This window comes from Allobosea lupini (genome assembly GCF_900109525.1).
GTDB classification, from domain to species: Bacteria; Pseudomonadota; Alphaproteobacteria; order Rhizobiales; family Beijerinckiaceae; genus Allobosea; species Allobosea lupini.
The window spans coordinates 118932-145039 of sequence record NZ_FOAN01000010.1; the positions used below are offsets into that span (position 1 = coordinate 118932).

Sequence of the window (26108 nt, forward strand, 5' to 3'; positions counted from 1 at the left end):
GTGGTCTAGCGCCGCGCTGCTGCTCTCGCAATCGCGAAAGGCTGCCGTCAGGCCCGCTTCAGCGGAAACGACAGGCGTCGGTCGGCCTCGGCGATCTCGACGGCGGCCTGGGTGAAGGCGGGACGCAGCTTCAGCCGCTCAAACCAGCGTGACAGGCCGTCGAACGGCGCGAGCGAGGGGCCGCCGAGCCGAAGCGAGAACAGCACGCTCATGAACAGGGCGATATCCGCCACCGAGACGGCATCGCCGAAGAACTCGCGGCCGGCGAGCCGGTCTTCGAGCTCGGCATAGTGCTTTTCCAGGGCGTGCTCGGCGATCAGCGCATCGGCTTCCTGAGCGAGGCGCCTGGTCTGGTCGCTGCTCGGCGGGCTGGTGCGGTGCATCAGCGGCTTCAGCGCCTGCAGCATGATCTCGTCGGCATAGAGCTCGTCGAGCCGGCAGCGGGCGCGGGCGCCGGGGCAGACCGGCAAGAGCGGCGGCTCAGGATAGGCGTCTTCGAGATATTCGAGGATTATCGTGGAATCGTAGAGCACGATTCCGTCATCGTTCAGCACCGGGACCTGCCGCTTGGGGTTGAGAGCGACGACTTCGGGATGCTTGGGGTCGTAGCCGGTCGTCTGGTTGAACGGCACCATGATGCGCTCGAAAGCTAGACCTTTCTCGCGCAGCGCGATCTCGACCTTGCGCGAGAACAGGCTGAGCGGCCCCGAATAGAGCGTGATCATAACAGGAACTCCGGTTTTGCTTGCCGGAACTCTGACAAAGCTTGCAGTCAGCTCGCGTCAGCAGGGGCTTCCCTGCGCCTGATCCGCGCTGCGACACCGCGCAGCAGCCAGGGCAGCAGATAGATCGGGAACTGGGCCAGCGCGAAATACAGATAGGTGGTCGGCGGCACGCCGGCGCCGAGCGCCGCAACCAGCAGGCCCATGTTCCGCTGCCCGGTGCCGTAGCCGATCATGAAGCGCTCGGAGATCGGGAAGCGGCGCAAGGCGAGCCAGGCGCTGGCGAGGCCGACCGCGGAGACCAGGAAGGCGACGGCCAGGAACAGCGCGACCTGGCCCGGCCGGTCCATTGCCGCTTTGGTCACTCCGTCCATCGCCGCGATGGCGAAGACGAAATACATCAGCACGCCGAAGCCATCGAGATTGGGCTTGAGCTCCCGGATGCGCTCCGCCCCGAGCCAACGCCTTATCGCGAAGGCGACGGCCATGCCGCCGCCGATGAACATGACGAGCCGCAGGGCCAGCGCCAGCCGGTCGAGCGGGACGGCGGCCCCCGCCAGCCAGTCCACCAGGAACGGCGCAATGATCGGGCTCACGATGGTGGTGACGATCACCCCTGCGATGATCAGCGAAGGCTCGAAGCCGTAGAGGATGGCGACCGCAGGCGACGACATGATCGGCGGCGCCGCGCCCATGATAGCGATGCCGAGCAGAAGGCCGGGGTCGAGCGCCTCGCGCCCGAGCACAGCGAGGGCTGCGGCGATCAGCAGCGCGGGGACGAACAGCAGCCAGAGGCAGGTCACGACCAGCTTGGCCGGCCGGCGCACCAGGCCGCCGATGACGCGCAGGTCGGCGCGCATGAACACGACGGTGGTGAAGCAGAAGATCGTGATCGGCAGGAGCGGGCGCGCCGCCGCGGAGAATTGCGGCAGAGCGAGGCCAAGGAAGATCGAGAGCGCGAAGCCCTGCGTGCCGTAGCGGCCGAGCAGAGCGAGGGCGGAGGCGAGGGCGGCGAGCATCGAGACCGGAGAAGCGAAACGGGGCGCCACACTGGCCGATCCGAAGGGCGGCGTCATCTGGGGGCGGCGCAGGGCGGTACGTCGTCAGTGCGCGACCGTGGCCACAAACCGGCGTCCACTTCGCTCGGAATTGCTCTAGACGCTGCTCAGCAACAGGCTGGTTTCGCTGTTCGCGACACCGTCGATCATCCGCACCTCGCGCAGGACCCTGTCGAACTCGGCGAGGCTGCCGGCGCGGATATTGGCGACCAGGTCCCAATTGCCGTTGGTGGTGTGCAGCGTATAGACCTCCGGCAGCCCGCGCAGCTTGCGGATGACCTGCGTCGTCGACTTGCCGACGACCTCGACCATCATCACCGCATGCACGGCATTCTCATCGTAGTCGTCGCGGACGCGGGCGGTGAAGCCGAGCAGCGTTCCCGTCTCGAGCAGCCGTTCCAGCCGGTTCTGGACGGTGCCGCGGGCGACCCCCAGCACGATCGCAAGCTTGGAGAGCGAGGCCCGGCCATCGGCCCGCAGATGCGTGATCAACGCGCGATCGAGCGTGTCGGGGACATATTTGGCGATCTCTGCGACCATCGAGGCTCCTGACCGAAAGAGCAATTCAGGTAAGCAATCTGTTCAATTGATTGTCGAAAATAACACAGTTCTGATCTTTCGGCCAACATGCCGCCAGCTGTAGAATCGCCTCTCAACAGCACGGGACCTGGCACTGCCGATGACCGCATTACCTCCCTCCGCGAAGGCGATGGTGCCGTTCGTCAGCGTCGACAACATGATGCGCCTCGTCCATCGGGTCGGCATCGAGACAATGCTGCGCGAGCTCACTGACCGCATCGAGGAGGATTTCCGGCGCTGGGAGAGCTTCGACAAGACACCGCGCATCGCCAGCCATTCGCGCGACGGCGTGATCGAGCTGATGCCGACTTCGGACGGCACGATCTACGGCTGCAAATACGTCAACGGTCATCCCAAGAACGTCGCCTCCGGCTTGCAGACGGTCACTGCCTTCGGCCTGCTGGCCGAGGTCGCCAGCGGCTATCCAGTCCTGCTCACCGAGATGACGCTGCTGACCGCGCTGCGCACCGCCGCCACCTCCGCCATGGCGGCCCGGTACCTGGCGCCGAAGGGCGCCCGCACCATGGCGATGATCGGCAATGGCGCGCAAGCCGAGTTCCAGGCGCTGGCGATGAAGGCGGTCATCGGCATCGAGGCGGTCAGGCTCTACGACATCGATCCCGCCGCCACCGAGAAGACGCGGCGCAACCTGCAGGGGAGCGGGCTGTCGGTCACCGCCTGCGGCACCGCGCAAGCAGCCGTCGAGGGGGCTGAGATCATCACCACCTGCACCGCCGACAAGCAGTTCGCGACGATCCTGACCGACAACATGGTCGGGCGCGGCGTCCACCTCAACGCCATCGGCGGCGACTGCCCGGGCAAGACCGAACTCCACCGCGACATCCTGCTGCGCGCCGACACCTTCGTCGAATACCCGCCACAAACCTGGATCGAGGGCGAGATCCAGCAGATGGACAAGGATTATCCGATCACCGAGCTCTGGCGCGTCGTCACCGGGCAGGCGCCGGGCCGGCGCGATCCCACGCAGATCACGCTGTTCGACAGCGTCGGCTTCGCGATCGAGGACTTCTCGGCGCTGCGCTATCTGCGCGAGCGCATCGCCGGCACGGACCTCTACCAGAACCTCGACATGATCGCCGATCCCGACGAGCCGCGCGATCTCTTCGGCATGCTGCAGCGCGCTGCCGACTGACCTTCCAATGCGATCGAGCTCCAGGGCCGGAACGGGCGCGTCCTCGCCTTCCCGACGATGGCCTTTTCCGCTTTGACCTCCGAACAGCTCCGCATCATCGGCGAGAGTGCGCGGCCGCTGCCGCTCGCGCTCCCGACGATCGAGCGGGCCGGTGGTTCGACCCGCTGTACGATCGCCGGAGTGCATCTGAATCCGCGTTCTTTCCCGTCATCGGAATGACGAGTGCAAGCCTGTGCAGAAAATTGCGCAGGATCAGCTTGGATTCCCACTCGGGTCGCTGCACTGCGACAAGTGCGGCAGAAGCTGCGAAATTTTGCCGGTTTATCCGCAACATTCAACGAAATGGCTGACAGCGCTGCGGCTGGCGCTATTCTTGCTGGCGGGGAAGGCTGGCGGAGACAGGGCCGATGCGTACGGACGCGATCGTTGTTGGGGCGGGCATCGTCGGGATTTCGGTGGCGCTGCATCTGCAAAAGGCAGGCCGCTCGGTGCTGCTGGTCGATCGCGGTCAGCCCGGCGGTGAGACCAGCTACGGCAATGCCGGCCTGATCCAGCGCGAAGGCGTCTACCCCTACGGCTTCCCGCATGATTTCGGCGCGCTCATCCGCTATGCGATGAACAACACCATCGATGCGCACTACCATTGGAACGCGATCCCCAAGCTCGCCCCCTTCCTGTGGTCGTACTGGATGCATTCGCGCGCCTCGCAGCACGAGGCGATCGCCCATAAATACGCGACCCTGATCGAGCATTGTGTCACCGAGCACGACGCGCTGGCGCAGGAAGCCGGCGCGACCGATCTCCTGCGCCGCAAGGGCTGGATGAAGGTCTTCCGCACGCAAGCGCAGCAGGATGAACGGCTCGCCGAGGCCGAACGCTGGAAGCGCGATTACGGCTTGAACCATCGCGCACTCGACGTTGCGGCCTTGCGGGCCGAGGAGCCGCATCTCGACCAGAGCCTGATCGGCGGCCTGCATTGGACCGATCCGGTGACGGTGATCGACCCGCTCGGCCTGTCCAAGGCCTATCTGGCGCTGTTCGAAAAGCTCGGCGGGCGCTTCGCCCAGGGCGATGCCGGCACGCTCGCGCAGGACGGCGATCGCTGGAGCGTGACACTGGCCGATGGCACCAAGGCGCTCGGCATGGACGCGATCGTGGCGCTCGGCCCCTGGGCCGACGTGCTGACGAACCGGCTCGGCTACCGTCTGCCGCTGGCGGTCAAGCGCGGCTATCACATGCATTACAAGCCGCTCGGCAACGCCGTGCTGAATCATCCGGTGCTCGACACCGAGCGCGGCTATTTCCTGGCGCCGATGCGCCAGGGCGTGCGCCTCACCACCGGCGCCGAATTCGCCAATCGCGGCGCGCCGAAGACGCCGGTGCAGCTCGCCCGGGCCGAGCCGATCGCTAAGACCCTATTCCCGCTGGGCGAGCGGCTCGACGCCGAGCCCTGGCTCGGCAATCGGCCGTGCACGCCGGACATGATGCCGATCATCGGTCCGGCGCCGAAGCACAGGAACCTGTGGTTCTCCTTCGGCCACGCCCATCACGGGCTGACGCTGGCAGCGGTGACCGGCCGCATGGTCGCCGAGATGGTGAGCGGCCAGAAGGTCTTCGTCGATCCCACGCCGTTCGCGCCGGCGCGGTTCGGCTGAATCTCAGGCGGGGCGCAGCGCCGCGTTCCGCCGCACCAGCCAGACGGCGAAGGCCGAGGCGGTCACGTACATGATCAGGCTGTAGATGCCGGGCACCACGGCTGCGGCCGGATTGCGCAGCACGTTGAGGGCGATGAAGATCGCCAGCGCAGCATTGTGGATGCCGATCTCCATGGCGATCGCCACCGCCTGGCCCTTGGGCAGGCGCAGCGCCAGCGGGGCGAGGTAGCCGGTGAGCATGCTGACCAAGTTGAAGGCGAGGCAGGCGCCGCCGACCGCGATCAGGCTCGGCAGCAGTGCCTTGCGCTCGATATAGATCGCACCGGCGATCAGGATGGCGAGGACCAGGATCGAGAAGATCTTGATAGGTTTCTCGGCGCGAATGGCGAAGCGTTCGGCGCGCGCCCGCAGCAGCATACCGAGCGCGACCGGGATCAGGATGATCGCGCCGACCTCGATCACCTTGCGATGCGGCGGCGGCACGTACTGGCCATTGCCGAGGAAATAGCTCAGCGAGAGATCGAGCACGATCGGCAGCGTCAGCAGGCAGAGCAGGCTGTTGACCGCCGTCAGCGTGATGTTGAGAGCGACGTCGCCGCGGGCGAGGTGGCTGTAGATGTTGGCCGTCGCGCCGCCCGGCGCGGCCGCGAGCAGCATCAGGCCGACGGCATGATCGGGCGACAGCTTGAGGCCGATCGCGATCGCGAAGGCGGCGAGGGGCAGCAGCAGGACCTGAAGGAAGAGACCGAAGCCGACCGCCAGCGGATAGCGTGCAACACGGCGGAAGTCCCCGATCGTCAGGCTCAAGCCCAGTCCGAGCATGACGATGCCAATGGCGAGCGGCAACAGCAGATCGGTCACGATCGAACCCTGCATTGCGCGCTTCCCCTTGTCGGCCTTTTCTATGCCGTTGCGTCAGGCTAGTTGAGGAATGGATCCTACGCCACTGACTGGGTTGGATCTTTTCGTAGCAAGGTTTCCGATTCTTTCGATGATGCTCAGAAAGACGCGCAGACCGGCTTGAGGATCACTCCGACCGATTGCTGGTGGAAGCGGTGCTTGTAGGCTTCGGCGATGGCGGCGAGCTTGTCACGATTCGCAGGTTCATCCGAGATCGCGATCTGGACGAGCTTGCTGGGCTCGCGGATCAATCGGCCACGCTCGCGGTCACGATATTGCCCGCTGGCGTCGAGAATGGTCAGTCCGTCAGGGAAGCGCGGCGTCAGCTCTTCATCGACGAAGCGGCGGAAGGCCGCTTCGCTGATGCCGATACGGTCGCCGATCTTGCGGCCGAAGAGCAGCTCGGCTGAGAGCATTGCCTGTTGGCCGGACAGGCAGGAATGGGGCGCAAGGCCGGCGCAGCCGGCGAGGGTGCTTGCAATCAGAAGCGCAAAGCTGAGTCGGATCATGGCCTTGCCCCTGTCGGCTGAGAGATCGATTCAGTCAGCCGAGCTATGCGCCGGGCATTGCCGCCTCAGAAGCGCTGTGGGCTGAAATGGCCGACGTCGATCGCCGGCGAACGGCCGGCGATCAGCGCGGCGACGAGATCGGCCGTCGCGGTCGACTGGGTCATGCCGTAATGGCCATGGCCGAAGGCGTAGACGACATTGGGGTTGCGGCTTGCCTTGCCGATCACCGGCAAGGAATCCGGCAGCGAGGGGCGGAAGCCCATCCAGACCCTGCCGCTGTCGAAAGCCGGCAGGCCGTCCACCAGCCTCGTTGCCTTGTCGTAGAGCGCCCTTGTGCGGGCATGGTTGGGCGGCGCCTTGAGACCGCCGAACTCGACCGCACCGCCGATGCGCAAGCCGCTTTCCAGCGGGGTCATGACGAAGCCGTCATCCTTGAAGCCGATCGGGCGGCTGGTCAGGCCGGTCACGCCCGGGAAGCTGACATTGTAGCCGCGCTCGGTGTCGAGGGGGATGGTATCGCCCATTGCCGCTGCTAACGGCTTCGACCAGGCGCCGGCCGCGACGACGACGCGATCGACGACGCGCTGCCAGCCATCGGGGCCGACCAAGGCAGGGCGCTCGCCCAGCGAGATGTTGGTGACCTTCGCCTTCTCGAAGCTGGCGCCGCGCGCGAGCGCCGTCTCGAACAGGGCCATGGTGAGGGCGAGCGGGTCGCTGATATGGGCGCAATCGGGATGGAAGGCGGCGCCCGCGAAGCGATCCCTGAGCGCCGGCTCGAGCTGGCGCAGCTCCTGCGGGGGCAGCATGTCGACGGCGATGCCGGCGGCGCGCTGGCGCCGGGCGAGCGCTTCGAGGCCGGCGGTGTCGCCCGGATTGCTGTAGGTGTAGAGCGCGCCGCGGCGATGGATATGGTTGCTGATGCCGGCCTTTTCGGCACGCGCCAGCCAGGCCGGCAGCGCCAATTGCTGGATCGCGATCATGCCGGCGATCGAGCGCTCATAGGCGGCCGGGCGGGCCGCGAGCAGGAAACGCGCCAGCCAGGGCAGCAATTGCGGGAGATAGCCGAGGCGGATCGCCAGCGGCCCGAGAGGATCGAGCAGGAAGCCCGGCACCTTGCGCAGCATGTTCGGGCTGGCGATCGGCAGCACGTCGGTATGCGCGATGATGCCGGCATTGCCGCGCGAGGGACCGAAGGCCGGTCCCTCCTTGTCGAGGATCAGGACCTCGTGGCCCTCGTCGAGCAGGGCGTGGGCGGTCGCCGTGCCGACGATACCGGCGCCGATGATCGCGATCTTCATGGGGTGGGCAGCAGCTTGAGGGCGGCCGGCTGCTTCACCTCGATCTCGACGAAGGCGATCGGGTGGGGCGAGCCGTTCATCACGTCGTGCTGGATGCCGGCCTCGCGCATATAGGCCTGGCCCTGTGCCAGCGGCACGTCTGTTTCCTTGGTGCCGTCGTGGATGCGCAAGGTCCCGGCGACCAGCATGATCACGAAATAGGGCCAGCCATGACTGTGCCAGCCAGTGACCGCGCCGGGTTCGAAGTCCCAGCGGGTGATCCGGACGGTGTCGTCGTCCTGCTGAAGCGTGGCGACGGCGGGGATCGTGCAGGTGAACGCCATGTCGCCTCCATGCGCGGATTATTTACCGTCGATCGGCCGGCTTGCCCGCCTTGCGGTTCTGGTGAAAGTTCTGATATATCAATGCTGTCCGACGCGTCAAGCATCACGGGGGCTGCCCATGACTGAGGATGCCCGCGTTGCCGGCGAGGATTCCGTCGGCGGCCGCGCCTCCGCCAGCCTGTCCGACCTGGCCTATCGCCGCCTCGAGGAAGCGATCGTGACGCTGTCGCTGCGGCCGGGCGCAGTGCTGACCGAGGCGCAGATGATCGATCTCGTTGGCGTCGGCCGCACGCCGGTCCGCGAGGCGTTGATCCGGCTGGCGCAGCAGGGGCTGGTCGAGATTTTGCCGCGCAAGGGCGTCGCCGTCACCGCCATCGACGCGATCGACGTGATGGCCGCGCTCGATGCCCGCGAAGTGCTGGAGCGCCTGATCGCGGCCGAGGCGGCCAGGCGCGCCGGCCCGTCCGAGCGCAGTGCCATCCTGGCCAAGGCCCGGGCGATGCGCGAGGCGGCGCAGGCCGACGACGTCAACGCCTATATGCGCCTCGACAAGGAGCTCGATACGCTGGTCGCGGCGGCGGCACGCAGCCCTTATGCCAGCCGGGCCGTCGAGCCGCTGCAGGCGCTGATCCGCCGAGCCTGGTATTTCTTCGACCGGCAGATCGATCTGGTGCCGGCCGCGCAGCATCATGTGATCCTTGCCCAGGCGGTGGTCGCAGGTGAGGCGGAGGCGGCCACCGAGGCGAGCGATGCGTTGATGGGACATCTGCGTGCCGGGCTGCTCGCCGCCCTGAGGCGCGAGTGAGCGCGTTCCGCCAACGTGATATATCTTAACCTTCCTGCAGAATCGCCGGGAATGTCGACAATTGATGCAACTGGCCTTTTACACCTGCGCGCTTAGATAAAAGGCGGTAACCTCGCGCAGAGTTGGGCGATGAACAGCATGGTCGATGCCGCCTTACGCGCCGCGCTCCCCGATGCGCAGGCCTTCCGCGAGGCGATGGCGCAGGTCCCGAGCGCTACTCATATCGTGACGACCCTCGGCGCTGCCGGCCGCTCGGGGCTGACGGCGACTGCGTTCAGCTCGGTTTCGGTTGCGCCGCCGACCGTTCTGGTCTGCATCGAGGCCGCCAGCCGGACGCTGGCGGCGATCGAGGAGAGCGGCATCTTCTGCGTCAACACGCTGGCGGCGGCCGATCATGAGCTCGCCACGGTGTTCTCGGGCCGGCGCGGCCTGACAGGTGAAGAGCGCTTCGCTATGGGCGAATGGGGCGAGCTTTCGACCGGGGCGCCCGTGCTGGCGAGCGCGCTCGCCAGCTTCGATTGCCGGGTGGCGGCGGTTCACCGCGTCACCACCCACCGCATCCTGATCGGCCAGGTGGTCGCGCTCGGCGGCGGCGGCTCCGGCCCAGGCCTGGTCTACCGCCATCGCCGTTTCGGCGGCTTCTGAGGCAGGCCTCTCGGCTCAGCCATTGCCGCCCATGTATTCCCGTTCTTCCTCGTAGAGCACGAGGATCCGGTCGATGATCGCATCGGTCGCGCCGCGATAGGTGGTCGGGTCGAACAGGTCGTCGAGTTCCTCGCCGGTGAGCCTGCCTGCCAATGTCGGATGCTCGGCCAGGACATCCCTGAGATGGCGGCCGCTGGCGATGCAGTCGCGGCTGGCCTCCTCCAGCAGATGATGGGCCTCGCCGCGGCCGATCGTCTGCGCCAATGCAAGCGAGACGCGTTCGGCCATGACGAGGCCGTTGGTGAGGTCGAGATTGTACTGCATCTGCTCCGGGAAGACCTGCAGCCCCTCGACCAGGGCGACCGCATGGTTCAGCGCTCCGCCCGCGACCAGAAAGAGCTCGCGCAAGGTCGGCCATTCGGCATGCCAGCCGCCCATAGCGCGCTCATGCTCCTGCGGCATCGCCGCGAGCATGGTCGCGACCAATCCTGGGGCGCGCTTGGCCGCGGTCAGGATCAGCGTGCACAGGACCGGATTGCGCTTGTGCGGCATGGCGGAGGAGCCGCCTTTGCCCGGCGCCTCCGGCTCGGCCAGCTCGCCGATCTCGGTCTGCGCCATCAGGGCGATGTCCCCGGCCATCTTGCCGAGATGGCCCAGCAGCAGGCCGAGCTCGGTCGCGATCCGGGCCGGGCGCCGGCGCTGGGTGTGCCAGGGCACGCGCACGGCGCCGATCGAGGGCATGATGCGGGCGAAGGCTTCCGAGACCGCATCGGCCTTGTCGCCGAGCGAGGCGAGGCTGCCGGCGGCGCCGCCGAACTGATGCGCCGACTCCCCCCAGATCATGAAGTCGTCATGGAAGGAGACGATCGGGTCCAGCCAGTTGGCCGCCTTGAGCCCGAATGAGATCGGGACCGCATGCTGGAGGAAGGTGCGGCCGATCATCGGCGTGCGGCGATGATCGCGAGCGAGGGCGGCAAGGGCATGGGCGAGGCGGGCGGAGCGGGCGAGGATCAGCTCCTGCGCCGCCCGGTACTGCTGGGCCTGGCCGGAATCGATCACGTCCTGGCTGGTCGCGCCGTAATGCACCCATTTCGCCGCGTCGGCATGGGCAGCGGCGACGCGGGCCGTCAGTGCCTTGACCAGTGGGATCGCCGGATTGCCGGCGAGCGTGGCGGCCTTGCCGATCGCGGCGATGTCGTAGAGTTCGGCCTTGCACTGCGGAGCGATCGCCTCGGCTGCGGCGGGCGGAATGACCCCGACCTCCGCTTCGGCCCGGGCGAGGGCAGCCTCGAAATCGAGCATGCCCTGCAGCGCGGCGCGATCGTCGAGGACGGCTGCCATCTCGCGGTCGGCGAAGAGCTCGCCATAGAGGCCGGCCTCAGCCATGTCGGCGCGCGCCCTGGTGCGGAGCGGTCATTGCAACCCACATCCCAGCTTCGTCCTCTTGTGCGCGCCGGTCATTTCCGGCCATGGATTAAGGGAACTTGGATAGACCCGAGGCGGGGCCGGCTGCAACCTGCCGGCCATCCTGGGAACGGTGAGGAGCTCAGCCCATGGCGATGACGATGAACGGCGAGGCGACGCTGCCCGCGGCCAAGCAGGTGGTCTGGGAAAAGCTCAACGACGCCGAGGTGCTGAAGGCCTGCATCCCTGGCTGCGAACAGCTCAACAAGGATGACGACACGCATTTCTCGGCGGTGGTGAAGGTCAAGCTCGGCCCGGTGAAGGCGACCTTCAAGGGCAAGGTCGAATTGCAGGACCTCGACCCGCCGAACGGCTATCGCATCGTCGGCGAAGGCGAGGGCGGCATCGCCGGCTTCGCCAAGGGCGGCGCCAAGGTCATGCTCGAGGATGCCGAAGGCGGGCAGACCCTGCTGCGCTATGAGGTCGATGCGCAGGTCGGCGGCAAGCTGATGCAGCTCGGCTCGCGCCTGATCGATTCGGTCTCGAAGAAGCTGGCAGACGAGTTCTTCGCCAATTTCGCCAAGGCGGTCAGCGAGGGCTGACGATCACGAGGCCCGCCGGAGCGCTGCCAGCGCCTCGCTGACCGTCGCCTCGGCCGCGCCGACCTGGAGGGCGATGTCGGCCGCGGCGGCATTGGCGCGTTCCAGCGCCTTCTCGGTCGTGCCGAGGCTGTCGTTGACGCGGGTCGCGCTGCCGATCGCCTCGTCCGAGCCGTGCGCGACCTCGGCGGCGTGCCGGGCGATGCCGCCGGTGACGCTGCTCTGCTGGGCGACCGCGTCCGAGATCGCCTCCGAATCCGACTTGATCTCGCCGATGGTCGCGCCGATCGAGGCGGCACGGACGCCGCAGGCTTCGGCGCTGGCCGAGAGTTCGGCGATCTGGGCGGCGATCTCCTGCGTCGCCGAGGCGGTCTGCGTCGCCAGCGACTTCACCTCGGCCGCCACCACGGCGAAGCCCCGGCCGGATTCGCCGGCGCGGGCCGCCTCGATGGTGGCGTTGAGGGCGAGGAGATTGGTCTGCGCGGCGATGTCGGCGATCATGCCGACAACGGTGCCGATGCTGCTGGTGACGTGGCGCAGCCGGGCGATCGCCTCGTCCATCGCCTCGGCATCGGCGACGGCGCGGTTGGCGATCTCGAGGCTCTGGCGGGCGCGCTGGCCGATCTCCGCGATGTTCGCCGACATTTCCTCGGTCGCGGCCGCGGTCTGCATCGCCTTCTCGCGGACAAGCAGCGATGTCTGGGTGACCGAACCGACCTGATCCTTGATGAAGCTGCTGGCCGCCGAGGTCTCGCCGGCGGTTTCGACAAAGAGATCGACCGCCTTGCTGATCGCGCCGTCGAGCTGGCCGATCCGCGAGGTCAGCGTCGCGGCGACCTCGTCGAGCGCGACGCCGCGGCGGCGGGCCTCCGCCGCCTCGAATTCGCGGTCGAGCGACATGGCGGTGTTGACGTCGTAGGTCAGCACCCGCTCGATGATGAAGAGGTCGTGCGGGATGTCGCGCCGCGAGAAGACGAGGCGCGTGCGGCTCTCCTGCAGGAAGATCCGGAACAGGGTGAAGGCAATGGAGGCGCGGGCACGGGCGCCGACCTGGCCGTGCCGCTCGAGAATGGTGAGCCGCTCGAGCGAATCGCAATAGCGCTGGTCGAAATCGCCGTCGAAGAGCAGGCGGAAGTGGTCGGCTTCGGCGGCGTAGAGCTCGGTGGCGGCCGGCTCGACCGCGAGCTTCAGCATCGGATGGATGGCGAAGGCGCGCGCGAAATCCTGCTCGACGACCTCGGTGATGACCCGCTCGACAATGACGCGATAGCGGCGCAGGCGCTGCCGCTGGCGCTCGTCATAGCCGATCGCCTTGAGGCGACGCTGGACGTGTTCGAGGATCGAGGCCAACCGCGCCATCCGTGAGCGCGACGATCGGAGATCGTCATTCCAGTCCACGAGGTTGCATGGGCGTGGTTAAGAATCGGCAAAGGGGATGACGCCGCGGTGGTGCATCGCGAAGCGGCTGTTCAGGTGTCCTTCGTCAAAACCATGCAAAAACATCGCCAAAACAGCAGGCTTCCGGAATGGCGGTGCGCTTGACCGCGGAAAATCCCGGGTCCACATTGGTTTTTGAAGTTGTTCCAAGGAAATTCTCCGCCGGCCCGTGACGGGCCGGCGCATGGATCGTGCGGTCTTCGAGATGTCGTGGGCCGTTCAGAAAACAGGCTTTCGGAGGAGTGCCCCATGGCCAATCTGTCCATGACGGTGAACGGCAAAGCCGTCACCGCGACTGTCGATCCGCGCACCCTCCTGGTGCAGTTCCTCAGGGAAAATCTCCGGCTGACCGGAACGCATGTCGGCTGCGACACCAGCCAGTGCGGCGCCTGCGTCGTGCATCTCGACGGCAAGGCGGTGAAGGCCTGCACCACGCTGGCGCTGTCCTGCGAGGGCGCCTCGGTGACGACGATCGAGGGGCTGGCCAATGGCGGGGCGCTGCATCCGATGCAGGAGGCCTTCCGCGAGCATCACGGCCTGCAATGCGGCTTCTGCACGCCTGGGATGATCATGGCGGCGGTCGATATCGTGAACCGGCGCGGCAACCACCTCGACGAGAAGACGATCCGCGAAGATCTCGATGGCAATATCTGCCGCTGCACCGGCTACCACAACATCGTCAAGGCGATCGCCGCCGGCGCCGAGGCAATGGCGGGAGGCTCGACCAAGGACCGTGAGCCGCCGCGGCAGGCCGCCGAGTAAGCGCCGTCTCGGGCCGCGCCGTGATGCGGGCCTTGCCGATGTGATCCAGCCATAGTCGCTTCAACGCCCAATAAGAGGCGTCACGCCAGGAGGAATCCATGTCCGCTACCGGAATCGGCGCTTCTGTCCGCCGCAAGGAAGACCATCGCTTCATCACCGGCCAGGGTCGCTATACCGACGACATCAACCGGCCGGGCCAGGCCCACGCCTATTTCCTGCGCTCGCCGCATGCGCATGCAACGCTGAAGACGATCGATACGAAAGCTGCCGCGGCGATGCCGGGCGTGCTGGGGATCTTCACCGGCGATGATCTTGCTGCCGACAAGGTCGGCGGGCTGATCTGCGGCTGGATGATCCACAACAAGGACGGCTCGCCGATGAGGGCAGGCCCGCATCCGGCGCTCGCCCAGGGCAAGGTCCGCTATGTCGGCGACCATGTCGCGGTGGTGGTGGCCGAGACGCTGGCCCAGGCGCGCGACGCGGCCGAGGCGATCATCGTCGACTATGGCGTGCTGCCGGCGGTGGTCGACACCGCGACCGCGGCGAAGTCCAAGACGCAGGTCCACGCCGAGGCGCCGGACAATACGGTGTTCAACTGGCATCTCGGCGACAAGGGGGCGACCGATGTCGCCTTCAAGGCGGCCAAGCACGTCACAAAGCTCGACATCGTCAACAACCGGCTGGTGCCGAACCCGATGGAGCCGCGCGCCGCGGTCGGCGATTACGACCAGGGCGAGGGCGCCTTCACCCTCTATACGACGAGCCAGAACCCGCATGTGGCGCGCCTCGTGCTCTCGGCCTTCATCGGCATCGCGCCGGAGAATAAGCTGCGCGTGATCGCCCCCGATGTCGGCGGCGGCTTCGGTTCGAAGATCTTCATCTATGCCGAGGAGACCGTCTGCGTCTGGGCGGCGAAGAAGGTCGGCCGTCCCGTGAAATGGACCTCGGACCGGACCGAAGCCTTCCTCTCCGACGCGCATGGCCGCGACCATGTCACCCATGCCGAGCTCGCCATGGACGGCGACGGCAAGATGCTGGCGATGCGGGTGCACACCACCGCCAATCTCGGCGCCTATCTCTCGACCTTCTCGTCCTCGGTGCCGACCTATCTCTACGCGCCGCTGCTGTCGGGCCAATACGACATCCCGGCGATCTATTGCGAGGTCGACGCGGTCTACACCAACACCGCTCCAGTCGATGCCTACAGGGGCGCCGGCCGTCCGGAAGCGACCTTTGTGGTCGAGCGGCTGGTCGAGGTCGCGGCACGCGAGCTCGGCAAGGACCCGGCCAAGTTCCGCACGCAGAACTTCGTCAGGAAGTTCCCGCACCAGACGCCGGTGATCATGATGTACGACACCGGCAACTACAGCGCCTCGCTGAAGAAGGCGCTGGAGATCATCGACTACAAGGGCTTCGGCAAGCGCCGGCGCGATTCCGCCCGCAATGGCAAGCTGCGCGGCATCGGTTTCTCCGCCTATATCGAGGCTTGCGGCATCGCCCCGTCGGCTGCGGTCGGCTCGCTCGGGGCCGGCGTCGGCTTATGGGAATCGGCCGAGGTCCGGGTCAATCCGGTCGGCACGATCGAGGTCCTGACCGGCTCGCACAGCCACGGCCAGGGCCATGAGACGACCTTCGCCCAGCTCGTCTCCGATCGGCTCGGTGTGCCCCTTGAGAATGTCTCGATCGTCCATGGCGACACCGACAAGGTGCAGATGGGCATGGGCACCTATGGCTCGCGCTCCGGAGCGGTCGGCATGTCCGCCATCTTCAAGGCGATCGACAAGGTGATCGCCAAGGGCAAGAAGGTCGCGGCCTATGTGCTGGAGGCCGACGAGGCCGATATCGACTTCAAGGATGGCAACTTCACCGTCAAGGGCACCGACCGTAAGCTCGATTTCGGTTCCTGCGCGCTGCAGGCCTATGTCGCGCACAAGTTCAACGGCCAGGACCTCGAGCCGGGCCTGAAGGAGGGGGCGTTCTACGACCCGACCAACTTCACCTTCCCGGCCGGCGTCCATATCTGCGAGCTCGAGATCGACCCCGACACCGGCGTGACCAGGATCGAGCGCTGGGCCGCGGTCGACGATTTCGGCAATGTCATCAATCCGATGATCGTCGAGGGCCAGGTCCATGGCGGCATCGCCCAGGGCGTCGGCCAGGCGCTGCTCGAAGGCGCCCGCTACAACGCCGACGGCCAGCTCGTGACCGCGAGCTTCATGGACTACTGCATGCCGCGCGCCGACGATCTGCCGTCCTTCGAGGTCGGCATGACCGTCACGCCCTGCCCGTCGAATCCGCTGGGCATCAAGGGGTGCGGCGAGGCCGGCGCCATCGCCGCGCCGCCCGCGGTCATCAACGCCATCACCGACGCGCTCGGCCATGAGGACATCGCCATGCCGGCGACGCCGCAGGCCGTCTGGCGCGCCGCGCAGAAAACGCTCAGCCGCATGGCTGCCGAGTGATCTGAAAGGACGAGACCATGTACGCCTTCAACTATCACCGCCCGGCGACCGCGCGCCAGGCCGCCAGCCTCCTCGCCAAGAAGGAGGACGCCAAGCTGCTCGCCGGCGGCCACACTTTGCTGCCGACGATGAAGCAGCGCCTGGCCTCGCCCGGCGCGCTGGTCGACCTGTCGTCCTGCGCCGACCTCAAGGGCATCGCCCGCAAGGGCCGCAACCTCGTCATCGGCGCGATGACGACCCATGCCGAGGTCGCATCGTCCCCCGAGGTACAGCAGGCGATTCCGGCGCTGGCCTATCTCGCCAGCCATATCGGTGATCCGCATGTGCGCCATCGCGGCACGATCGGCGGCTCGGTCGCCAACAACGACCCGGCGGCCGATTATCCGGCAGCTCTGCTGGCGCTCGGCGCGACGGTGGTGACCAACAAGCGCAAGCTGCCGGCGGACGAGTTCTTCAGCGGCCTCTACGAGACTGCACTGGACGAGGGTGAGATCATCATCAAGGTCTCGTTCCCGGTCGCGTCCAAGGCAGGCTATGCCAAGTTCCGCAATCCGGCCTCGCGCTATGCGCTGGTCGGCGTCTTCGTCGCCAAGCGCGGCAGCGAGGTCGCTGTCGCCATCATCGGCGCCGGCGAAGGCGGCGTCTTCCGCTGGCCGGAGGCGGAAGCGGCTCTGAAGGCGCGCTTTGCGGTGAAATCGCTCGACGGGCTCAAGCACACCGCCAAGGGCATCAACGGCGACATCCACGCCGATGCCGAATACCGCGCCCATCTCATCGGCGTGATGGCGAAGCAGGCGGTGGCGCAGGCGACGGGGAAATAGGTGGCGCCGCCGGCCAGGTCGGGTGCGCTTCTGGGAGTTCCTGCTGACCGCGGTCATCGCCGAGCTCACGCCCGGGCCGAACATGGGCTATCTCGTCGCGCTCAGCCTGGCGCGCGGTCAGCGCGCGGGACTTGCCGCGGTTGCCGGTGTAGCGCTCGGTCTTGCGCTCCTCGGCTTGGCGGCGGCGTTCGGGTTCGCCTTCGTCAGCGCGCAGGCGCCGCTCGCTGCGCAGGCTCTGCGCTGGGCCGGCATCGCCTATCTGCTCTGGCTCGCCTATGACGCTTGGCGCGATCCGCCGCCCGGGGCGGGTGACGAACTCGGCCCGTCCTTTCGGCGCGGCCTCGTTACCAATCTGCTCAATCCCAAGGCGGCAATCTTCTATGTCGCGGTGATTCCGCTGTTCCTGCCGGTGCCGGCACCGCGCGACCAGCTCCTGCTGCTCACCGGTTGCTTCGTGGTGATCGCAACCGTGATCCACGTCGCACTTGTGCTCGGTGCCTCCGCCTCGCGCGCGCTGCTCTTCCATCCATCGCGCGAGCGTGCGATCCGTCGCGGCGCGGCAGTGGGAATGGCGCTTGTCGCGCTATGGTTCGCTTGGTCGACGCGCTGATCCGCGTCCGGCCGTGTCGCTCGTCGAGATGAGTTTCTAGACTGGATGCCGATGTCCGCAAGCCGCTCCCTTCCGTCTTCCATCGACGCCACGCTGTCCCTGCTGCAGTCCCAGGGCTATGTCGCCGACCGGGCGCTGGCGACCGTGCTCTTCCTGGCGCTCAGGATGAAGCGGCCGCTGCTGCTCGAGGGCGAGGCCGGCACCGGCAAGACCGAGATCGCCAAGGTGCTGTCCGCCGCGCTCGGGCGCCGGCTGATCCGGCTGCAATGCTATGAGGGGCTCGATCTCGCCTCGGCCGTCTACGAGTGGAACTATGCCGGCCAGATGATGGCGATCCGTCTCGCTGAGGCCGGCGGCGTCGCCGGCGACCGCGAACGGCTGGAGAGCGACCTGTTCTCCGAGCGCTATCTGGTCAAGCGCCCGCTGCTGCAGGCGCTGGAGCCGCAGGAGGGCGGGGCGCCGATCCTGCTGATCGACGAGCTCGACCGCACCGACGAGGCCTTCGAGGCCTTCCTGCTCGAAGTGCTGGCCGATGCGCAGGTGACGATCCCCGAGCTCGGCACGATCAAGGCAGCCGAGCCGCCGATCGTGATCCTGACCTCGAACCGCACCCGCGAGATTCATGACGCGCTGAAGCGCCGCTGCCTCTATCACTGGGTCGGCTATCCCGACGCCGCCCGCGAGCTCGCGATCCTGAAGGCGAAGGCGCCGGGCGCTCCCGCCAAGCTCGCCAAGCAGGTCGTGTCCTTCGTGCAGGCGATCCGCAAGGAAGAATTGTTCAAGGCGCCGGGCGTCGCCGAGACGCTCGACTGGGCGAGCGCACTGGTCGAGCTCGACGCGGTGGCGCTCGACCCGGCCATCGTCTCCGACACGCTCGGCGCGCTGCTGAAGTACCAGGACGACATCCAGGCGATGCAGGGTTCTAAGGTGGGGGAACTGCTCGACCAGGCCAAGCAGGCGGCGCGGGGATGAGCTTTCGCCGTCATTCTCGGGCGAAGCGAAGCGCAGACCCGAGAATCTCAGGCAAGATGAAACTGGTTTCCGAGGTGCTCGGGACGAGCCGAGCATGACGCGCTACGACGGGAGCAAGCGATGAACGACGACATCAAGGCGATCGAGGCCGCGACCTGGACCTATCTCGATGGGCTCTACGAGGGCGATGTCGACAAGCTCGCCTCGGTCTTTCATCCGACCAGCGCGCTCACCCAATCGCTCGACGGCGAGCTCAAGGTCGTGCCGCGCGCGCAGTGGTTTGAGGCGGTGCGCGGGCGCAAGTCGCCGCAGGAGACCGGACTGGAGCGCGGCGACCATATCCTGGCGATCGATCTGGTGGGGCCATCCATGGCGCTGGTCAAGGTCAAGTGCCAGATGCCGCCGCGTTATTTCACCGACCTTCTGTCCTTCCTGAAGGTCGACGGCAAATGGGTCGTGGCCCAGAAGGTGTTCATGACCGAGACAGCGGCGTGAGCTGCTGTCCTGTCAGGAAGGGCGCGGGGAACCCCTCTCCCGAGTGGGGCAGGGGCAGGGGTGAGGGACCGCCGCCGACGAGGGCAAGACGGTTGCCGCCGCGCCTTCCGTGGAAAGGGCAGGCCCGCATCCGGCGCTCCGCGCCACCTTCTCCCCTCCGGGAGAAGGAAGAGGGCGGCTCGTGCTTCATCGGCGATGCGAGACGTGGATGCTCGCCACAGGGTCGAGCATGACGGTGGAGAGATGACCGGCAAGCTGCCCGAGAACGTCGCCTATTTTGCCCGCGCTTTGCGCGGTGCCGGCCTGCGCGTCGGGCCGGGCGCCGTGGTCGAGGCAGTCGAGGCGCTGGCCGATGGCGCGCTGGGGCAGCGCGACGACGTCTATTGGGCGTTGCATGCGATCTTCGTGAAGAAGCACGAGGATTCGGCGGTCTACGACCAGGCCTTCCGGCTATTCTGGCGCCGGCGCGGGCTGATCGAGAAATTGATGGCGCAGATGTCGCCGGTGACGCCGCGGGTCGACGGCGAGCCGCAGAAGCCGGAAGCCGGCGCCCTGCGCGTCGCCGAGGCCTTCACCCCGCCGCCTCGGGAGGAGGAGCCCCCGGTCGAACTGACTGAGCTTAGCGCCAGGCTCACCGTCTCCGAGCGCGAGACGCTGAAATCGCGCGACTTCGCCCAGATGAGCGCAGCCGAGATCGCCAGAGCGCGCCAGCTGATCGCCGAGCTGCGATTGCCCAACGATGCCGTGCCGACGCGGCGCTTCCAGCCCGCCCATGTCGGGGCGCGGATCGATCCGCGCCGCACCTTCCGGCGCTCGCTCAGGGGTGGCGGCGCCTCGATCGACCTGGCCTTCCGCGAGCGCGCCGAGGTCCATCCGCCTGTTGTCGCGCTCGTCGACATCTCCGGCTCGATGGCGGAGTATTCGCGGATCTTCCTGCATTTCCTGCATGCCGTCACCGAGCAGCGCCGGCGCGTGCATTCCTTCGTCTTCGGCACGCGGCTGACCAATGTGACGCGCATGCTCCGCGCCCGCGACCCGGACGAGGCGCTGGCGCTCGCCGGCAAGGCAGCGCCGGACTGGGAGGGCGGCACGCGCATCGCCTCGGCGCTGCACGCCTTCAACAGGGTCTGGTCGCGCCGGGTGCTCGCGGGCGGGGCGGTGGTGCTGCTCTTCACCGACGGGCTGGAGCGCCATCTTGGCCCGGATCTTTCCTTCGAGATGGACCGCCTGCATCGCTCCTGCCGGCAGCTGACCTGGCTCAACCCGCTCTTGCGCTACGACGCCTTCGAGGCGCGGGCCAGCGGCATCCGAGCGATGCTGCCCCATGTCGACCAGTTCCGGCCGATCCACAATCTCGCGGCGATGGCTGATCTCTGCGCCGCGCTGTCCTCCGACGCACGGCAGATCACAGATCCGCGCCAGTGGTTGAAGAAGGCAGGTTGAGGCATGATCTGTTTTGGAACCAGCCCTCATCCTGAGGAGCGATCGCAGATCGCGTCTCGAAGGATGCTCCAGTCGCCTCCTGAAGCATCCTTCGAGACGCCGCTGGGCCGCCCTCAGGATGAGGGCTGAGGGAGGCAATTCATGATCAGCACCGACACCGACATCCTCGCCACCGCCGAGGCCTGGGCCAAGGCCGGGCGCGGCGTCGCGCTCGCCACCGTGGTCGAGACCTGGGGCTCGGCCCCACGGCCGGTCGGCTCGCATCTCGTCATCGACGGCGAGGGCAATTTCCTCGGCTCGGTCTCCGGCGGCTGCGTCGAGGGCGCGGTCGTCGCCGAAGCGGGCGACGTCATTGCCGAAGGCAAGCCGCGCACGCTCGAATTCGGCGTCGCCGACGAGACGGCCTGGCAGGTCGGCCTCTCCTGCGGTGGGCGGATCAAGGTCTATGTCGAGCCGGTCCGGGCGTAAGGGAAACCGTCGATGGCCTCCTGGGAAACGCTCCTCGCCTTCGCGACGGTGACGCTGCTGATCGCCTATTTTCCAGGTCCGGCGCTGCTCTATACGGCGGCGCAGACCATTGCCCATGGCCGCAAGGCCGGGCTGATGGCGATGCTTGGCATCCATCTCGGCTGCTATGTCCATGTCGTCGCCGCGGCCTTCGGCCTGTCTGCCGTATTCAAGCACGTGCCTGAGCTCTATCTCGCAGTGAAGATCGTCGGCGCGCTCTACCTGGTCTGGCTCGGCATCGGCATGATCCGCTCCAGGCTCGGCGGCGAGGTGCAGGCGGTCGCGCCGGCCAAGACGGTCCGGCGCGCGCTGATCGATTCCTTCATCGTCGAGGTGCTGAACCCGAAGGTCGCGCTGTTCTTCATCGCGCTCCTGCCGCAGTTCGTCGATCCCACGGCGGCGCTGCCGGTCTGGGCACAGTTCCTGATCCTCGGCACCATAGTCAATTTCGCCTTCTCGTCGGCCGACCTCGTTACCGTTCTGGCCGCCAGCCTGGTGATAAGGACGATGAAGGCGAGCCGCGCCGGCTTCGCCTTCGGGCGCTGGCTCGGCGGCTCGCTGATGATCGGGCTCGGCCTCAAGCTCGCCACCGACAAGGGTTGACGCCGTGGATATCAAGCTTCTCTCCACGCTCAACAGCGAGCGCGCCGCCCGCCGCGCGACGGTCCTCATCACCGAGCTCGGCTCGGGCGAGCAGCGGCTGGTCAAGGAGGCCGATCTCGCCGGCGATGAGATGGCGGAGGCGCTCGACAATCAGTTGCGCAGCGGCAAGAGCGGCACTGTCGAGGTCGACGGCAAAGCCTGGTTCCTGACCGTGCAGGCGCCGCCGCCGCGCATCATCGTCACAGGCGCCGTCCACATCTCGCAGGCGCTGGCACCGATGGCCAAGCTGCTCGATCTCGACGTCACTGTCATCGATCCGCGCACCGCTTTCGCCACGCAGGAGCGCTTTCCGGACGTGACGCTGCTGGCGGAGTGGCCGGAGGAAGCGCTGCAGAGCGTGCCGTTCGACGGCTATACCGCCTTCGTCGCGCTGACGCATGACCCCAAGATCGACGATCCCGCCTTGCAGGCGGCGCTGCGCTCGAGCTGCTTCTATATCGGCGCGCTCGGCAGCCGGAAGACGCATGGCAAGCGGCTGGAGCGGCTCGCCGCGGCCGGCTTCGGCGAGGCCGATGTGAAACGCATCCATGCGCCGATCGGGCTCGACATCGGCGCGGTCTCGCCGGCCGAGATCGCGCTCGCGATCCTCGGCGAGATCGTGCAGGCACTGCGTGGCCCGCGCCGCAAGCCGGTTTGAATGTAGCGACTTGGCTGTTCCCCGGGTTCATTCGCGAGTCGTCCCGAACGGAGCGCAGCGGAGATCCGGGACCCATTCCGGAACCTCTTTCGGAAAGGCTCCGGAATGGATTCCGGGTCTCCCTGCGGTCGCCCGGTACAACCTGAGAGGGCGGGCGGAGGACGGACTTTGAGGATGATAGTGCGATGAAGTTCGGTCCCATTCCCATCGCTGAAGCCGCCGGCGCGGTCGCGGCCCATACGGTGCGCGCCGGTGAGGCGATCGTGCGCAAGGGCGCGACGATCGGCGAGGAGGATGTGCGCAAGCTCGCCGCCGCCGGCCTGACCGAGGTCGTCGCGGTGCAGCTCGAAACCGGCGACATCGACGAGAACGCGGCCGCAGAACAACTGGCGCGGGCGCTGGCCGGCCGGGCGGTGGTGACCGAGGCGCCGTTCACCGGCCGGGTCAACCTGTTCGCAGCTGCGCCGGGCGTGCTGCAGATCGATGCGGGCGTGATCGATGCGCTCAACGCCGTCGATGAGGCGATCACGGTCGCGACCCTGCCGGCCCTGAAGCCGGTGGTCGCCGGCGAGATGGTCGGCACGGTCAAGATCATCCCCTATGCCGTGCCGGAGAAGCGGATCGCCGAGGCGCTCGAACGGCTCGGCGCCGCCAAGCCGATCGCGATCGCCGAATACAAACTGACATCGGTCGCGGTGATCTCGACGCTGCTGCCGGGCCTCAAGACCAGTGTGGTCGACAAGACGCTGCGGACCATCGCCGAGCGGCTGGAGCCGGCCGGCGCCGCGATCGAACGCGACGCCCGCGTCCCGCATGAAGGCCCGCCACTGGCGCAGGCGATCCGCGAGGCGGTCGCCGGGCCGGCCGATCTCGTCGTCGTCTTCGGCGCTTCCGCCATCACCGACCGGCGCGACGTCGTGCCGAAGGCGCTGGTCGAAGCGGGCGGCACGGTCGAGCATCTCGGCATGCCGGTCGATCCCGGCAACCTGCTGATGCTGGGCGAACTCGACGGCAAGCCGGTGATCGGCGCGCCGGGCTGCGCCCGCTCGCCCAAGGAGAACGGCTTCGACTGGGTGCTGCAGCGCTGCCTCGCCACGGTGCCGGTAACGCGCGCCGAGATCCAGAAGATGGGCGTCGGCGGGCTCTTGATGGAGATCGTCTCGCGGCCGCAGCCGCGCGCGCCCGGCCGGGGCGAGGTGGCTCCGATCGCGGGTATCGTGCTGGCGGCCGGGCGCTCGACCCGGATGGGCGCCGGCAACAAGCTGCTGCAGGAGGTGCGTGGCAAGCCGCTGGTGCGCCATGCCGTCGAGGCCCAACTCGCCTCGCGCGCCGCGCCGGTCATCGTTGTCACCGGTCATCAGCAGGACGAGGTCCGTGCCGCACTCGCCGGGCTCGACGTCACGCTCGTGCACAATCCGTCCTTCGCCGACGGACTCGCCGGCTCGCTCAAGGCCGGGCTCGCGGCGCTGCCGAAGGATGTGCCCGGCGTCGTCGTCTCGCTCGGTGACATGCCGAACGTCACCGCCGGGGTGATCGACCGGCTGGCCCAGGCCTTCGCCGACCGTGCCGATGCGCTCGCCGTGGCGCCTACGCTACTCGGCCAGCGCGGCAACCCGGTGCTGTTGGCGCGAAAGCTCTTCCCGGAGGTCGCCAAGCTCGATGGCGATCAGGGTGCACGCCGCCTGCTCGATGCCGCCGGCGACGCGGTCGAGGAGATCGCGCTCGACGATCCCGCCATCGCGCTCGACATCGATACACCCGAAGCGCTTCGGGCTCTGACGGGGCAGGGGCCGCGCTGAGGGCTCACCGCTTCCAGAGCAGCCCGAGCGTGACATAGGCGCCGGCCTTGTCGTCGCGCGTCTTCTGGACGCCACTGGCGAGGCGCCAGTCGAGGCCGAAGAGCTGCAGGCCAGTGAGATGCAGGCCGAGCCGGAGCTTGTGATAGTCGCGCTCGCGGTATCCCTCTATCTCGGGGCCGAAATAGAGCTCATCCATCAGCCGCCAGCCCCCGGCCAGGCGCGCCCAATAGCGGCTGCGGTCGCCGGGGATCGCATAGGCATTGGCCTGCACGAGCCAGTTCTCGGCGAGTTTCGACCAGAGGTCGGCCTGCAGGCGCAACATGCCGCGTTGCTCGAAGCTGCGCTCGCCGCGGTTCTCGCTGTAGCGCGCCTCGATCTCGGGACCGGCCGAGAACGACAGGAAGGTATCGTCGATCCGCCATTCATAGCCGAGCAGGGCGCTGAACTCGGTCTTGTAGAGGCGACCCTGCGTCGGCTTGCGCCGGGCCGGCTCGACGCTTTCGCCCCATTTCAGGCCGAGGCGGAAGCCACTGGCATCGAGCCCGCCGCTATTGCCAAACGCCCATTTCAGCCCGACGGAGCCGTAGGTCTTGCTGGCGTCGGCTTCGAGCGAGCCGAAGATCGCCAGCGAGAGCGGGCTGCGCTCCATCAGCGCCGGATCGGCCTTCCGGGGCGATGAGGCGACCGCAACCGCCGCGCCAATGGCGCGGGCGAGCACGCCCGAACGCTTCGCGACCCCCAACGCCACGCCCACGCCCCCTCCGTCGCATACTCAGACGGCGCCAGTACACGTCATGAGTGTGGCAGTTGGCAGAATTCCTGCAAGTGTTTGTTAACCATCGCGGCGCAGCCTGATGGCAGCCGGCTCATCGTCTTCCTGGGTCAAGGAGGGTATAGGTCATGGTTTCGCAGGATTTCCTTCGCCAGTTGGCGGGTTACGGGCTGACGACCGCCAAGATTCTCTACCGGATGCCCGACCACCCCGACTTCCTCCAGACCTATGTCTGGCAGGACTACGACCTCGCCCCGCGTTTTCCGGAACTGCACCGGTTCCTCGATTTCTGGCGGCGCGAGCTCGACGGGCCGCTGCATTCGATCACGGTGGCGCATTCGCAGCTCATCCGCCCGGCCGAGATCGTCAATGTGAACGGCGTGCTGACCTTGCACTGACGGGCATGCAGCCGGTGGGGTTGTTGGCCTGGCGCGGGGCATGCTAGGCCGCAGGCCCTGCTCATCGCCTGGCGAGCCTGCTTGTCCTCCCCTTTGCGCACTTCCGGATTGCTGATCGCGCTGACCCATCTGCCGGGTCCGCGCGTGGCCATCCGCGACATCGTCGCGGCGCTGCGCGACCGGGCCTATGCGCTGCTGGTCGTGCTGCTCGGCCTGCCGAACTGCCTGCCGATGCCGCCGCCGATTCCGCTGGTCTGCGGCCTGGTGCTCGCCTTCGTCGCCGCGCAGATGCTGATGGCGCGGGCGACGCCCTGGTTGCCGCAACGGCTGCTGAACCGCAGCATCGCCCAGACGGACCTCGCGCGCGCTGTCGGACGCGCCTTGCCGCCGCTGATCCGGCTCGAGCGTTTCTCGAAGCCGCGGCTGACCATGCTCGGCGGCCCTTTCGCGCTGCCGGTGCTCGGCGCGGTGCTGCTGTTCCTGGCGCTTGGGCTGATCGTGGCCGCGCCCTTCATCGGCCAGATCCCGCTCGGGCTCGCGGTCTGCCTGGTCGGGCTCGGCCTGGTCGAGCGTGACGGCGTGCTGATCATTGCCGGGGCCGTGGTCGGCGCGGTCGGTCTCGCTTTGTCGGCGGGCTTCGCCTATGCGCTGGTGAGCTGGCTGGCGAGCTTCTTCTGAGC

Annotated in this window: 29 protein-coding genes; 19 read left to right on the forward strand and 10 right to left on the reverse strand. The window is 67.5% G+C overall.

The features are described from left to right. Window positions 1-47 precede the first annotated feature (47 nt). From BMZ21_RS24790 to BMZ21_RS24800, 3 genes are all read right to left on the reverse strand, one after another. Window positions 48-725, reverse strand: a complete 678-nt coding sequence (locus tag BMZ21_RS24790) for a glutathione S-transferase family protein (protein ID WP_244543995.1) — start codon at window positions 723-725, stop codon at window positions 48-50. Window positions 726-772: 47 nt separating this feature from the next. Beyond that, window positions 773-1771, reverse strand: a complete 999-nt coding sequence (locus BMZ21_RS24795; RefSeq protein WP_091841065.1) for a hypothetical protein — start codon at window positions 1769-1771, stop codon at window positions 773-775. Window positions 1772-1876: 105 nt separating this feature from the next. Further along, a complete protein-coding gene (locus BMZ21_RS24800) occupies window positions 1877-2320 on the reverse strand; it encodes an Lrp/AsnC family transcriptional regulator (RefSeq protein WP_091841068.1) in 444 nt (147 codons plus the stop codon). A 139-nt stretch (window positions 2321-2459) separates the two neighbouring features. On the opposite strand from BMZ21_RS24800, the gene BMZ21_RS24805 reads away from it, so the two are divergent. From BMZ21_RS24805 to BMZ21_RS24815, 3 genes are all read left to right on the forward strand, one after another. Then, window positions 2460-3512 carry an ornithine cyclodeaminase gene (locus BMZ21_RS24805; RefSeq protein WP_091841071.1) on the forward strand — a complete coding sequence of 351 codons (1053 nt, stop codon included), beginning with the start codon at window positions 2460-2462 and terminating at the stop codon, window positions 3510-3512. Between the two features lie 12 nt (window positions 3513-3524). Further along, window positions 3525-3731 carry an arginine deiminase-related protein gene (locus BMZ21_RS24810; RefSeq protein ID WP_143079805.1) on the forward strand — a complete coding sequence of 69 codons (207 nt, stop codon included), beginning with the start codon at window positions 3525-3527 and terminating at the stop codon, window positions 3729-3731. A gap of 188 nt (window positions 3732-3919) precedes the next feature. Next, on the forward strand, window positions 3920-5167 hold the full coding sequence (locus tag BMZ21_RS24815; protein ID WP_091841073.1) for an NAD(P)/FAD-dependent oxidoreductase: 1248 nt from the start codon (window positions 3920-3922) through the stop codon (window positions 5165-5167). Between the two features lie 3 nt (window positions 5168-5170). Here BMZ21_RS24815 and BMZ21_RS24820 read toward each other — a convergent pair whose 3' ends face one another. The 4 genes from BMZ21_RS24820 to BMZ21_RS24835 all read right to left on the reverse strand — a co-directional run bounded on the left by BMZ21_RS24820 (window position 5171) and on the right by BMZ21_RS24835 (window position 8197). Further along, window positions 5171-6043, reverse strand: coding sequence for a bile acid:sodium symporter family protein (locus BMZ21_RS24820; protein WP_091841075.1), 873 nt, complete (start codon window positions 6041-6043; stop codon window positions 5171-5173). 122 nt (window positions 6044-6165) lie between these two features. Continuing rightward, window positions 6166-6576 carry a DUF3574 domain-containing protein gene (locus tag BMZ21_RS24825; RefSeq protein ID WP_091841078.1) on the reverse strand — a complete coding sequence of 137 codons (411 nt, stop codon included), beginning with the start codon at window positions 6574-6576 and terminating at the stop codon, window positions 6166-6168. A 65-nt stretch (window positions 6577-6641) separates the two neighbouring features. Further along, window positions 6642-7874, reverse strand: coding sequence for an FAD-binding oxidoreductase (locus tag BMZ21_RS24830; RefSeq protein WP_091841080.1), 1233 nt, complete (start codon window positions 7872-7874; stop codon window positions 6642-6644). Then, on the reverse strand, window positions 7871-8197 hold the full coding sequence (locus BMZ21_RS24835) for a cupin domain-containing protein (protein ID WP_091841083.1): 327 nt from the start codon (window positions 8195-8197) through the stop codon (window positions 7871-7873). Before BMZ21_RS24835 ends, BMZ21_RS24830 begins: the two co-directional genes overlap by 4 nt. A 118-nt stretch (window positions 8198-8315) precedes the next feature. Here BMZ21_RS24835 and BMZ21_RS24840 point away from each other — a divergent pair, with 118 nt between their 5' ends. Next, a complete protein-coding gene (locus BMZ21_RS24840; RefSeq protein WP_167561740.1) occupies window positions 8316-9002 on the forward strand; it encodes a GntR family transcriptional regulator in 687 nt (228 codons plus the stop codon). Window positions 9003-9131: 129 nt separating this feature from the next. Then, window positions 9132-9647, forward strand: coding sequence for a flavin reductase (locus BMZ21_RS24845; protein ID WP_091841089.1), 516 nt, complete (start codon window positions 9132-9134; stop codon window positions 9645-9647). 15 nt (window positions 9648-9662) lie between these two features. On the opposite strand, the gene pcaB is transcribed toward BMZ21_RS24845, so the two are convergent. Beyond that, window positions 9663-11033 (reverse strand): 3-carboxy-cis,cis-muconate cycloisomerase, encoded by a 1371-nt coding sequence (gene pcaB / locus BMZ21_RS24850; protein ID WP_091841091.1) that lies wholly within the window; start codon window positions 11031-11033, stop codon window positions 9663-9665. A gap of 167 nt (window positions 11034-11200) precedes the next feature. Between pcaB and BMZ21_RS24855 the strand changes: the two genes are divergently transcribed. Beyond that, complete coding sequence (locus BMZ21_RS24855) at window positions 11201-11653, forward strand: SRPBCC family protein (RefSeq protein WP_091841093.1); 453 nt, start codon at window positions 11201-11203, stop codon at window positions 11651-11653. A 3-nt stretch (window positions 11654-11656) separates the two neighbouring features. Here BMZ21_RS24855 and BMZ21_RS24860 read toward each other — a convergent pair whose 3' ends face one another. Next, the gene (locus tag BMZ21_RS24860; protein WP_167561741.1) at window positions 11657-13000 is read right to left on the reverse strand and encodes a methyl-accepting chemotaxis protein; all 1344 of its coding nucleotides are present in this window, start codon (window positions 12998-13000) and stop codon (window positions 11657-11659) included. Between the two features lie 336 nt (window positions 13001-13336). On the opposite strand from BMZ21_RS24860, the gene BMZ21_RS24865 reads away from it, so the two are divergent. From BMZ21_RS24865 to BMZ21_RS24915, 11 genes are all read left to right on the forward strand, one after another. Continuing rightward, the gene (locus BMZ21_RS24865; protein ID WP_091841098.1) at window positions 13337-13849 is read left to right on the forward strand and encodes a (2Fe-2S)-binding protein; all 513 of its coding nucleotides are present in this window, start codon (window positions 13337-13339) and stop codon (window positions 13847-13849) included. Between the two features lie 98 nt (window positions 13850-13947). Beyond that, window positions 13948-16311: a xanthine dehydrogenase family protein molybdopterin-binding subunit gene (locus BMZ21_RS24870; RefSeq protein WP_091841100.1), complete on the forward strand. Its 2364-nt coding sequence runs from the start codon at window positions 13948-13950 to the stop codon at window positions 16309-16311. A gap of 17 nt (window positions 16312-16328) precedes the next feature. Then, the gene (locus BMZ21_RS24875; RefSeq protein ID WP_091841102.1) at window positions 16329-17132 is read left to right on the forward strand and encodes an FAD binding domain-containing protein; all 804 of its coding nucleotides are present in this window, start codon (window positions 16329-16331) and stop codon (window positions 17130-17132) included. 22 nt (window positions 17133-17154) lie between these two features. Continuing rightward, window positions 17155-17742 carry a LysE family translocator gene (locus tag BMZ21_RS24880; protein ID WP_244543997.1) on the forward strand — a complete coding sequence of 196 codons (588 nt, stop codon included), beginning with the start codon at window positions 17155-17157 and terminating at the stop codon, window positions 17740-17742. A 51-nt stretch (window positions 17743-17793) separates the two neighbouring features. Then, window positions 17794-18714 carry an AAA family ATPase gene (locus tag BMZ21_RS24885; RefSeq protein ID WP_091841354.1) on the forward strand — a complete coding sequence of 307 codons (921 nt, stop codon included), beginning with the start codon at window positions 17794-17796 and terminating at the stop codon, window positions 18712-18714. A 120-nt stretch (window positions 18715-18834) separates the two neighbouring features. Further along, window positions 18835-19209, forward strand: coding sequence for a nuclear transport factor 2 family protein (locus BMZ21_RS24890; RefSeq protein ID WP_091841105.1), 375 nt, complete (start codon window positions 18835-18837; stop codon window positions 19207-19209). Between the two features lie 243 nt (window positions 19210-19452). Further along, window positions 19453-20652 carry a vWA domain-containing protein gene (locus tag BMZ21_RS24895; RefSeq protein ID WP_091841108.1) on the forward strand — a complete coding sequence of 400 codons (1200 nt, stop codon included), beginning with the start codon at window positions 19453-19455 and terminating at the stop codon, window positions 20650-20652. 141 nt (window positions 20653-20793) lie between these two features. Then, window positions 20794-21120: an XdhC family protein gene (locus BMZ21_RS24900; protein WP_091841110.1), complete on the forward strand. Its 327-nt coding sequence runs from the start codon at window positions 20794-20796 to the stop codon at window positions 21118-21120. A gap of 12 nt (window positions 21121-21132) precedes the next feature. Next, window positions 21133-21762, forward strand: coding sequence for a LysE family translocator (locus BMZ21_RS24905; RefSeq protein WP_091841113.1), 630 nt, complete (start codon window positions 21133-21135; stop codon window positions 21760-21762). A gap of 4 nt (window positions 21763-21766) precedes the next feature. After that, window positions 21767-22459: an XdhC family protein gene (locus BMZ21_RS24910; RefSeq protein ID WP_091841115.1), complete on the forward strand. Its 693-nt coding sequence runs from the start codon at window positions 21767-21769 to the stop codon at window positions 22457-22459. Between the two features lie 185 nt (window positions 22460-22644). After that, complete coding sequence (locus BMZ21_RS24915) at window positions 22645-24258, forward strand: NTP transferase domain-containing protein (RefSeq protein WP_091841118.1); 1614 nt, start codon at window positions 22645-22647, stop codon at window positions 24256-24258. 4 nt (window positions 24259-24262) lie between these two features. Here BMZ21_RS24915 and bcsS read toward each other — a convergent pair whose 3' ends face one another. After that, window positions 24263-25006: a cellulose biosynthesis protein BcsS gene (gene bcsS, locus BMZ21_RS24920; protein WP_143079794.1), complete on the reverse strand. Its 744-nt coding sequence runs from the start codon at window positions 25004-25006 to the stop codon at window positions 24263-24265. Between the two features lie 152 nt (window positions 25007-25158). On the opposite strand from bcsS, the gene BMZ21_RS24925 reads away from it, so the two are divergent. Beyond that, the gene (locus BMZ21_RS24925) at window positions 25159-25428 is read left to right on the forward strand and encodes an usg protein (RefSeq protein WP_091841123.1); all 270 of its coding nucleotides are present in this window, start codon (window positions 25159-25161) and stop codon (window positions 25426-25428) included. Between the two features lie 81 nt (window positions 25429-25509). Continuing rightward, window positions 25510-26106 carry an exopolysaccharide biosynthesis protein gene (locus tag BMZ21_RS24930; protein WP_091841126.1) on the forward strand — a complete coding sequence of 199 codons (597 nt, stop codon included), beginning with the start codon at window positions 25510-25512 and terminating at the stop codon, window positions 26104-26106. The last annotated feature ends 2 nt before the right edge of the window (window positions 26107-26108 follow it).

What these genes read in the sequence shown, in the direction of transcription:
- BMZ21_RS24790 (WP_244543995.1), bottom strand. Translation starts at nt 725, where the DNA reads ATGATCACGCTCTATTCGGGGCCGCTCAGCCTGTTCTCGCGCAAGGTC.
- BMZ21_RS24800 (WP_091841068.1), bottom strand. Translation starts at nt 2,320, where the DNA reads ATGGTCGCAGAGATCGCCAAATATGTCCCCGACACGCTCGATCGCGCG.
- BMZ21_RS24805 (WP_091841071.1), top strand. Translation starts at nt 2,460, where the DNA reads ATGACCGCATTACCTCCCTCCGCGAAGGCGATGGTGCCGTTCGTCAGC.
- BMZ21_RS24815 (WP_091841073.1), top strand. Translation starts at nt 3,920, where the DNA reads ATGCGTACGGACGCGATCGTTGTTGGGGCGGGCATCGTCGGGATTTCG.
- BMZ21_RS24820 (WP_091841075.1), bottom strand. Translation starts at nt 6,043, where the DNA reads ATGCAGGGTTCGATCGTGACCGATCTGCTGTTGCCGCTCGCCATTGGC.
- BMZ21_RS24825 (WP_091841078.1), bottom strand. Translation starts at nt 6,576, where the DNA reads ATGATCCGACTCAGCTTTGCGCTTCTGATTGCAAGCACCCTCGCCGGC.
- BMZ21_RS24830 (WP_091841080.1), bottom strand. Translation starts at nt 7,874, where the DNA reads ATGAAGATCGCGATCATCGGCGCCGGTATCGTCGGCACGGCGACCGCC.
- BMZ21_RS24835 (WP_091841083.1), bottom strand. Translation starts at nt 8,197, where the DNA reads ATGGCGTTCACCTGCACGATCCCCGCCGTCGCCACGCTTCAGCAGGAC.
- BMZ21_RS24840 (WP_167561740.1), top strand. Translation starts at nt 8,316, where the DNA reads ATGACTGAGGATGCCCGCGTTGCCGGCGAGGATTCCGTCGGCGGCCGC.
- BMZ21_RS24845 (WP_091841089.1), top strand. Translation starts at nt 9,132, where the DNA reads ATGAACAGCATGGTCGATGCCGCCTTACGCGCCGCGCTCCCCGATGCG.
- pcaB (WP_091841091.1), bottom strand. Translation starts at nt 11,033, where the DNA reads ATGGCTGAGGCCGGCCTCTATGGCGAGCTCTTCGCCGACCGCGAGATG.
- BMZ21_RS24855 (WP_091841093.1), top strand. Translation starts at nt 11,201, where the DNA reads ATGGCGATGACGATGAACGGCGAGGCGACGCTGCCCGCGGCCAAGCAG.
- BMZ21_RS24865 (WP_091841098.1), top strand. Translation starts at nt 13,337, where the DNA reads ATGGCCAATCTGTCCATGACGGTGAACGGCAAAGCCGTCACCGCGACT.
- BMZ21_RS24870 (WP_091841100.1), top strand. Translation starts at nt 13,948, where the DNA reads ATGTCCGCTACCGGAATCGGCGCTTCTGTCCGCCGCAAGGAAGACCAT.
- BMZ21_RS24875 (WP_091841102.1), top strand. Translation starts at nt 16,329, where the DNA reads ATGTACGCCTTCAACTATCACCGCCCGGCGACCGCGCGCCAGGCCGCC.
- BMZ21_RS24885 (WP_091841354.1), top strand. Translation starts at nt 17,794, where the DNA reads ATGTCCGCAAGCCGCTCCCTTCCGTCTTCCATCGACGCCACGCTGTCC.
- BMZ21_RS24890 (WP_091841105.1), top strand. Translation starts at nt 18,835, where the DNA reads ATGAACGACGACATCAAGGCGATCGAGGCCGCGACCTGGACCTATCTC.
- BMZ21_RS24895 (WP_091841108.1), top strand. Translation starts at nt 19,453, where the DNA reads ATGACCGGCAAGCTGCCCGAGAACGTCGCCTATTTTGCCCGCGCTTTG.
- BMZ21_RS24900 (WP_091841110.1), top strand. Translation starts at nt 20,794, where the DNA reads ATGATCAGCACCGACACCGACATCCTCGCCACCGCCGAGGCCTGGGCC.
- BMZ21_RS24905 (WP_091841113.1), top strand. Translation starts at nt 21,133, where the DNA reads ATGGCCTCCTGGGAAACGCTCCTCGCCTTCGCGACGGTGACGCTGCTG.
- BMZ21_RS24915 (WP_091841118.1), top strand. Translation starts at nt 22,645, where the DNA reads ATGAAGTTCGGTCCCATTCCCATCGCTGAAGCCGCCGGCGCGGTCGCG.
- BMZ21_RS24925 (WP_091841123.1), top strand. Translation starts at nt 25,159, where the DNA reads ATGGTTTCGCAGGATTTCCTTCGCCAGTTGGCGGGTTACGGGCTGACG.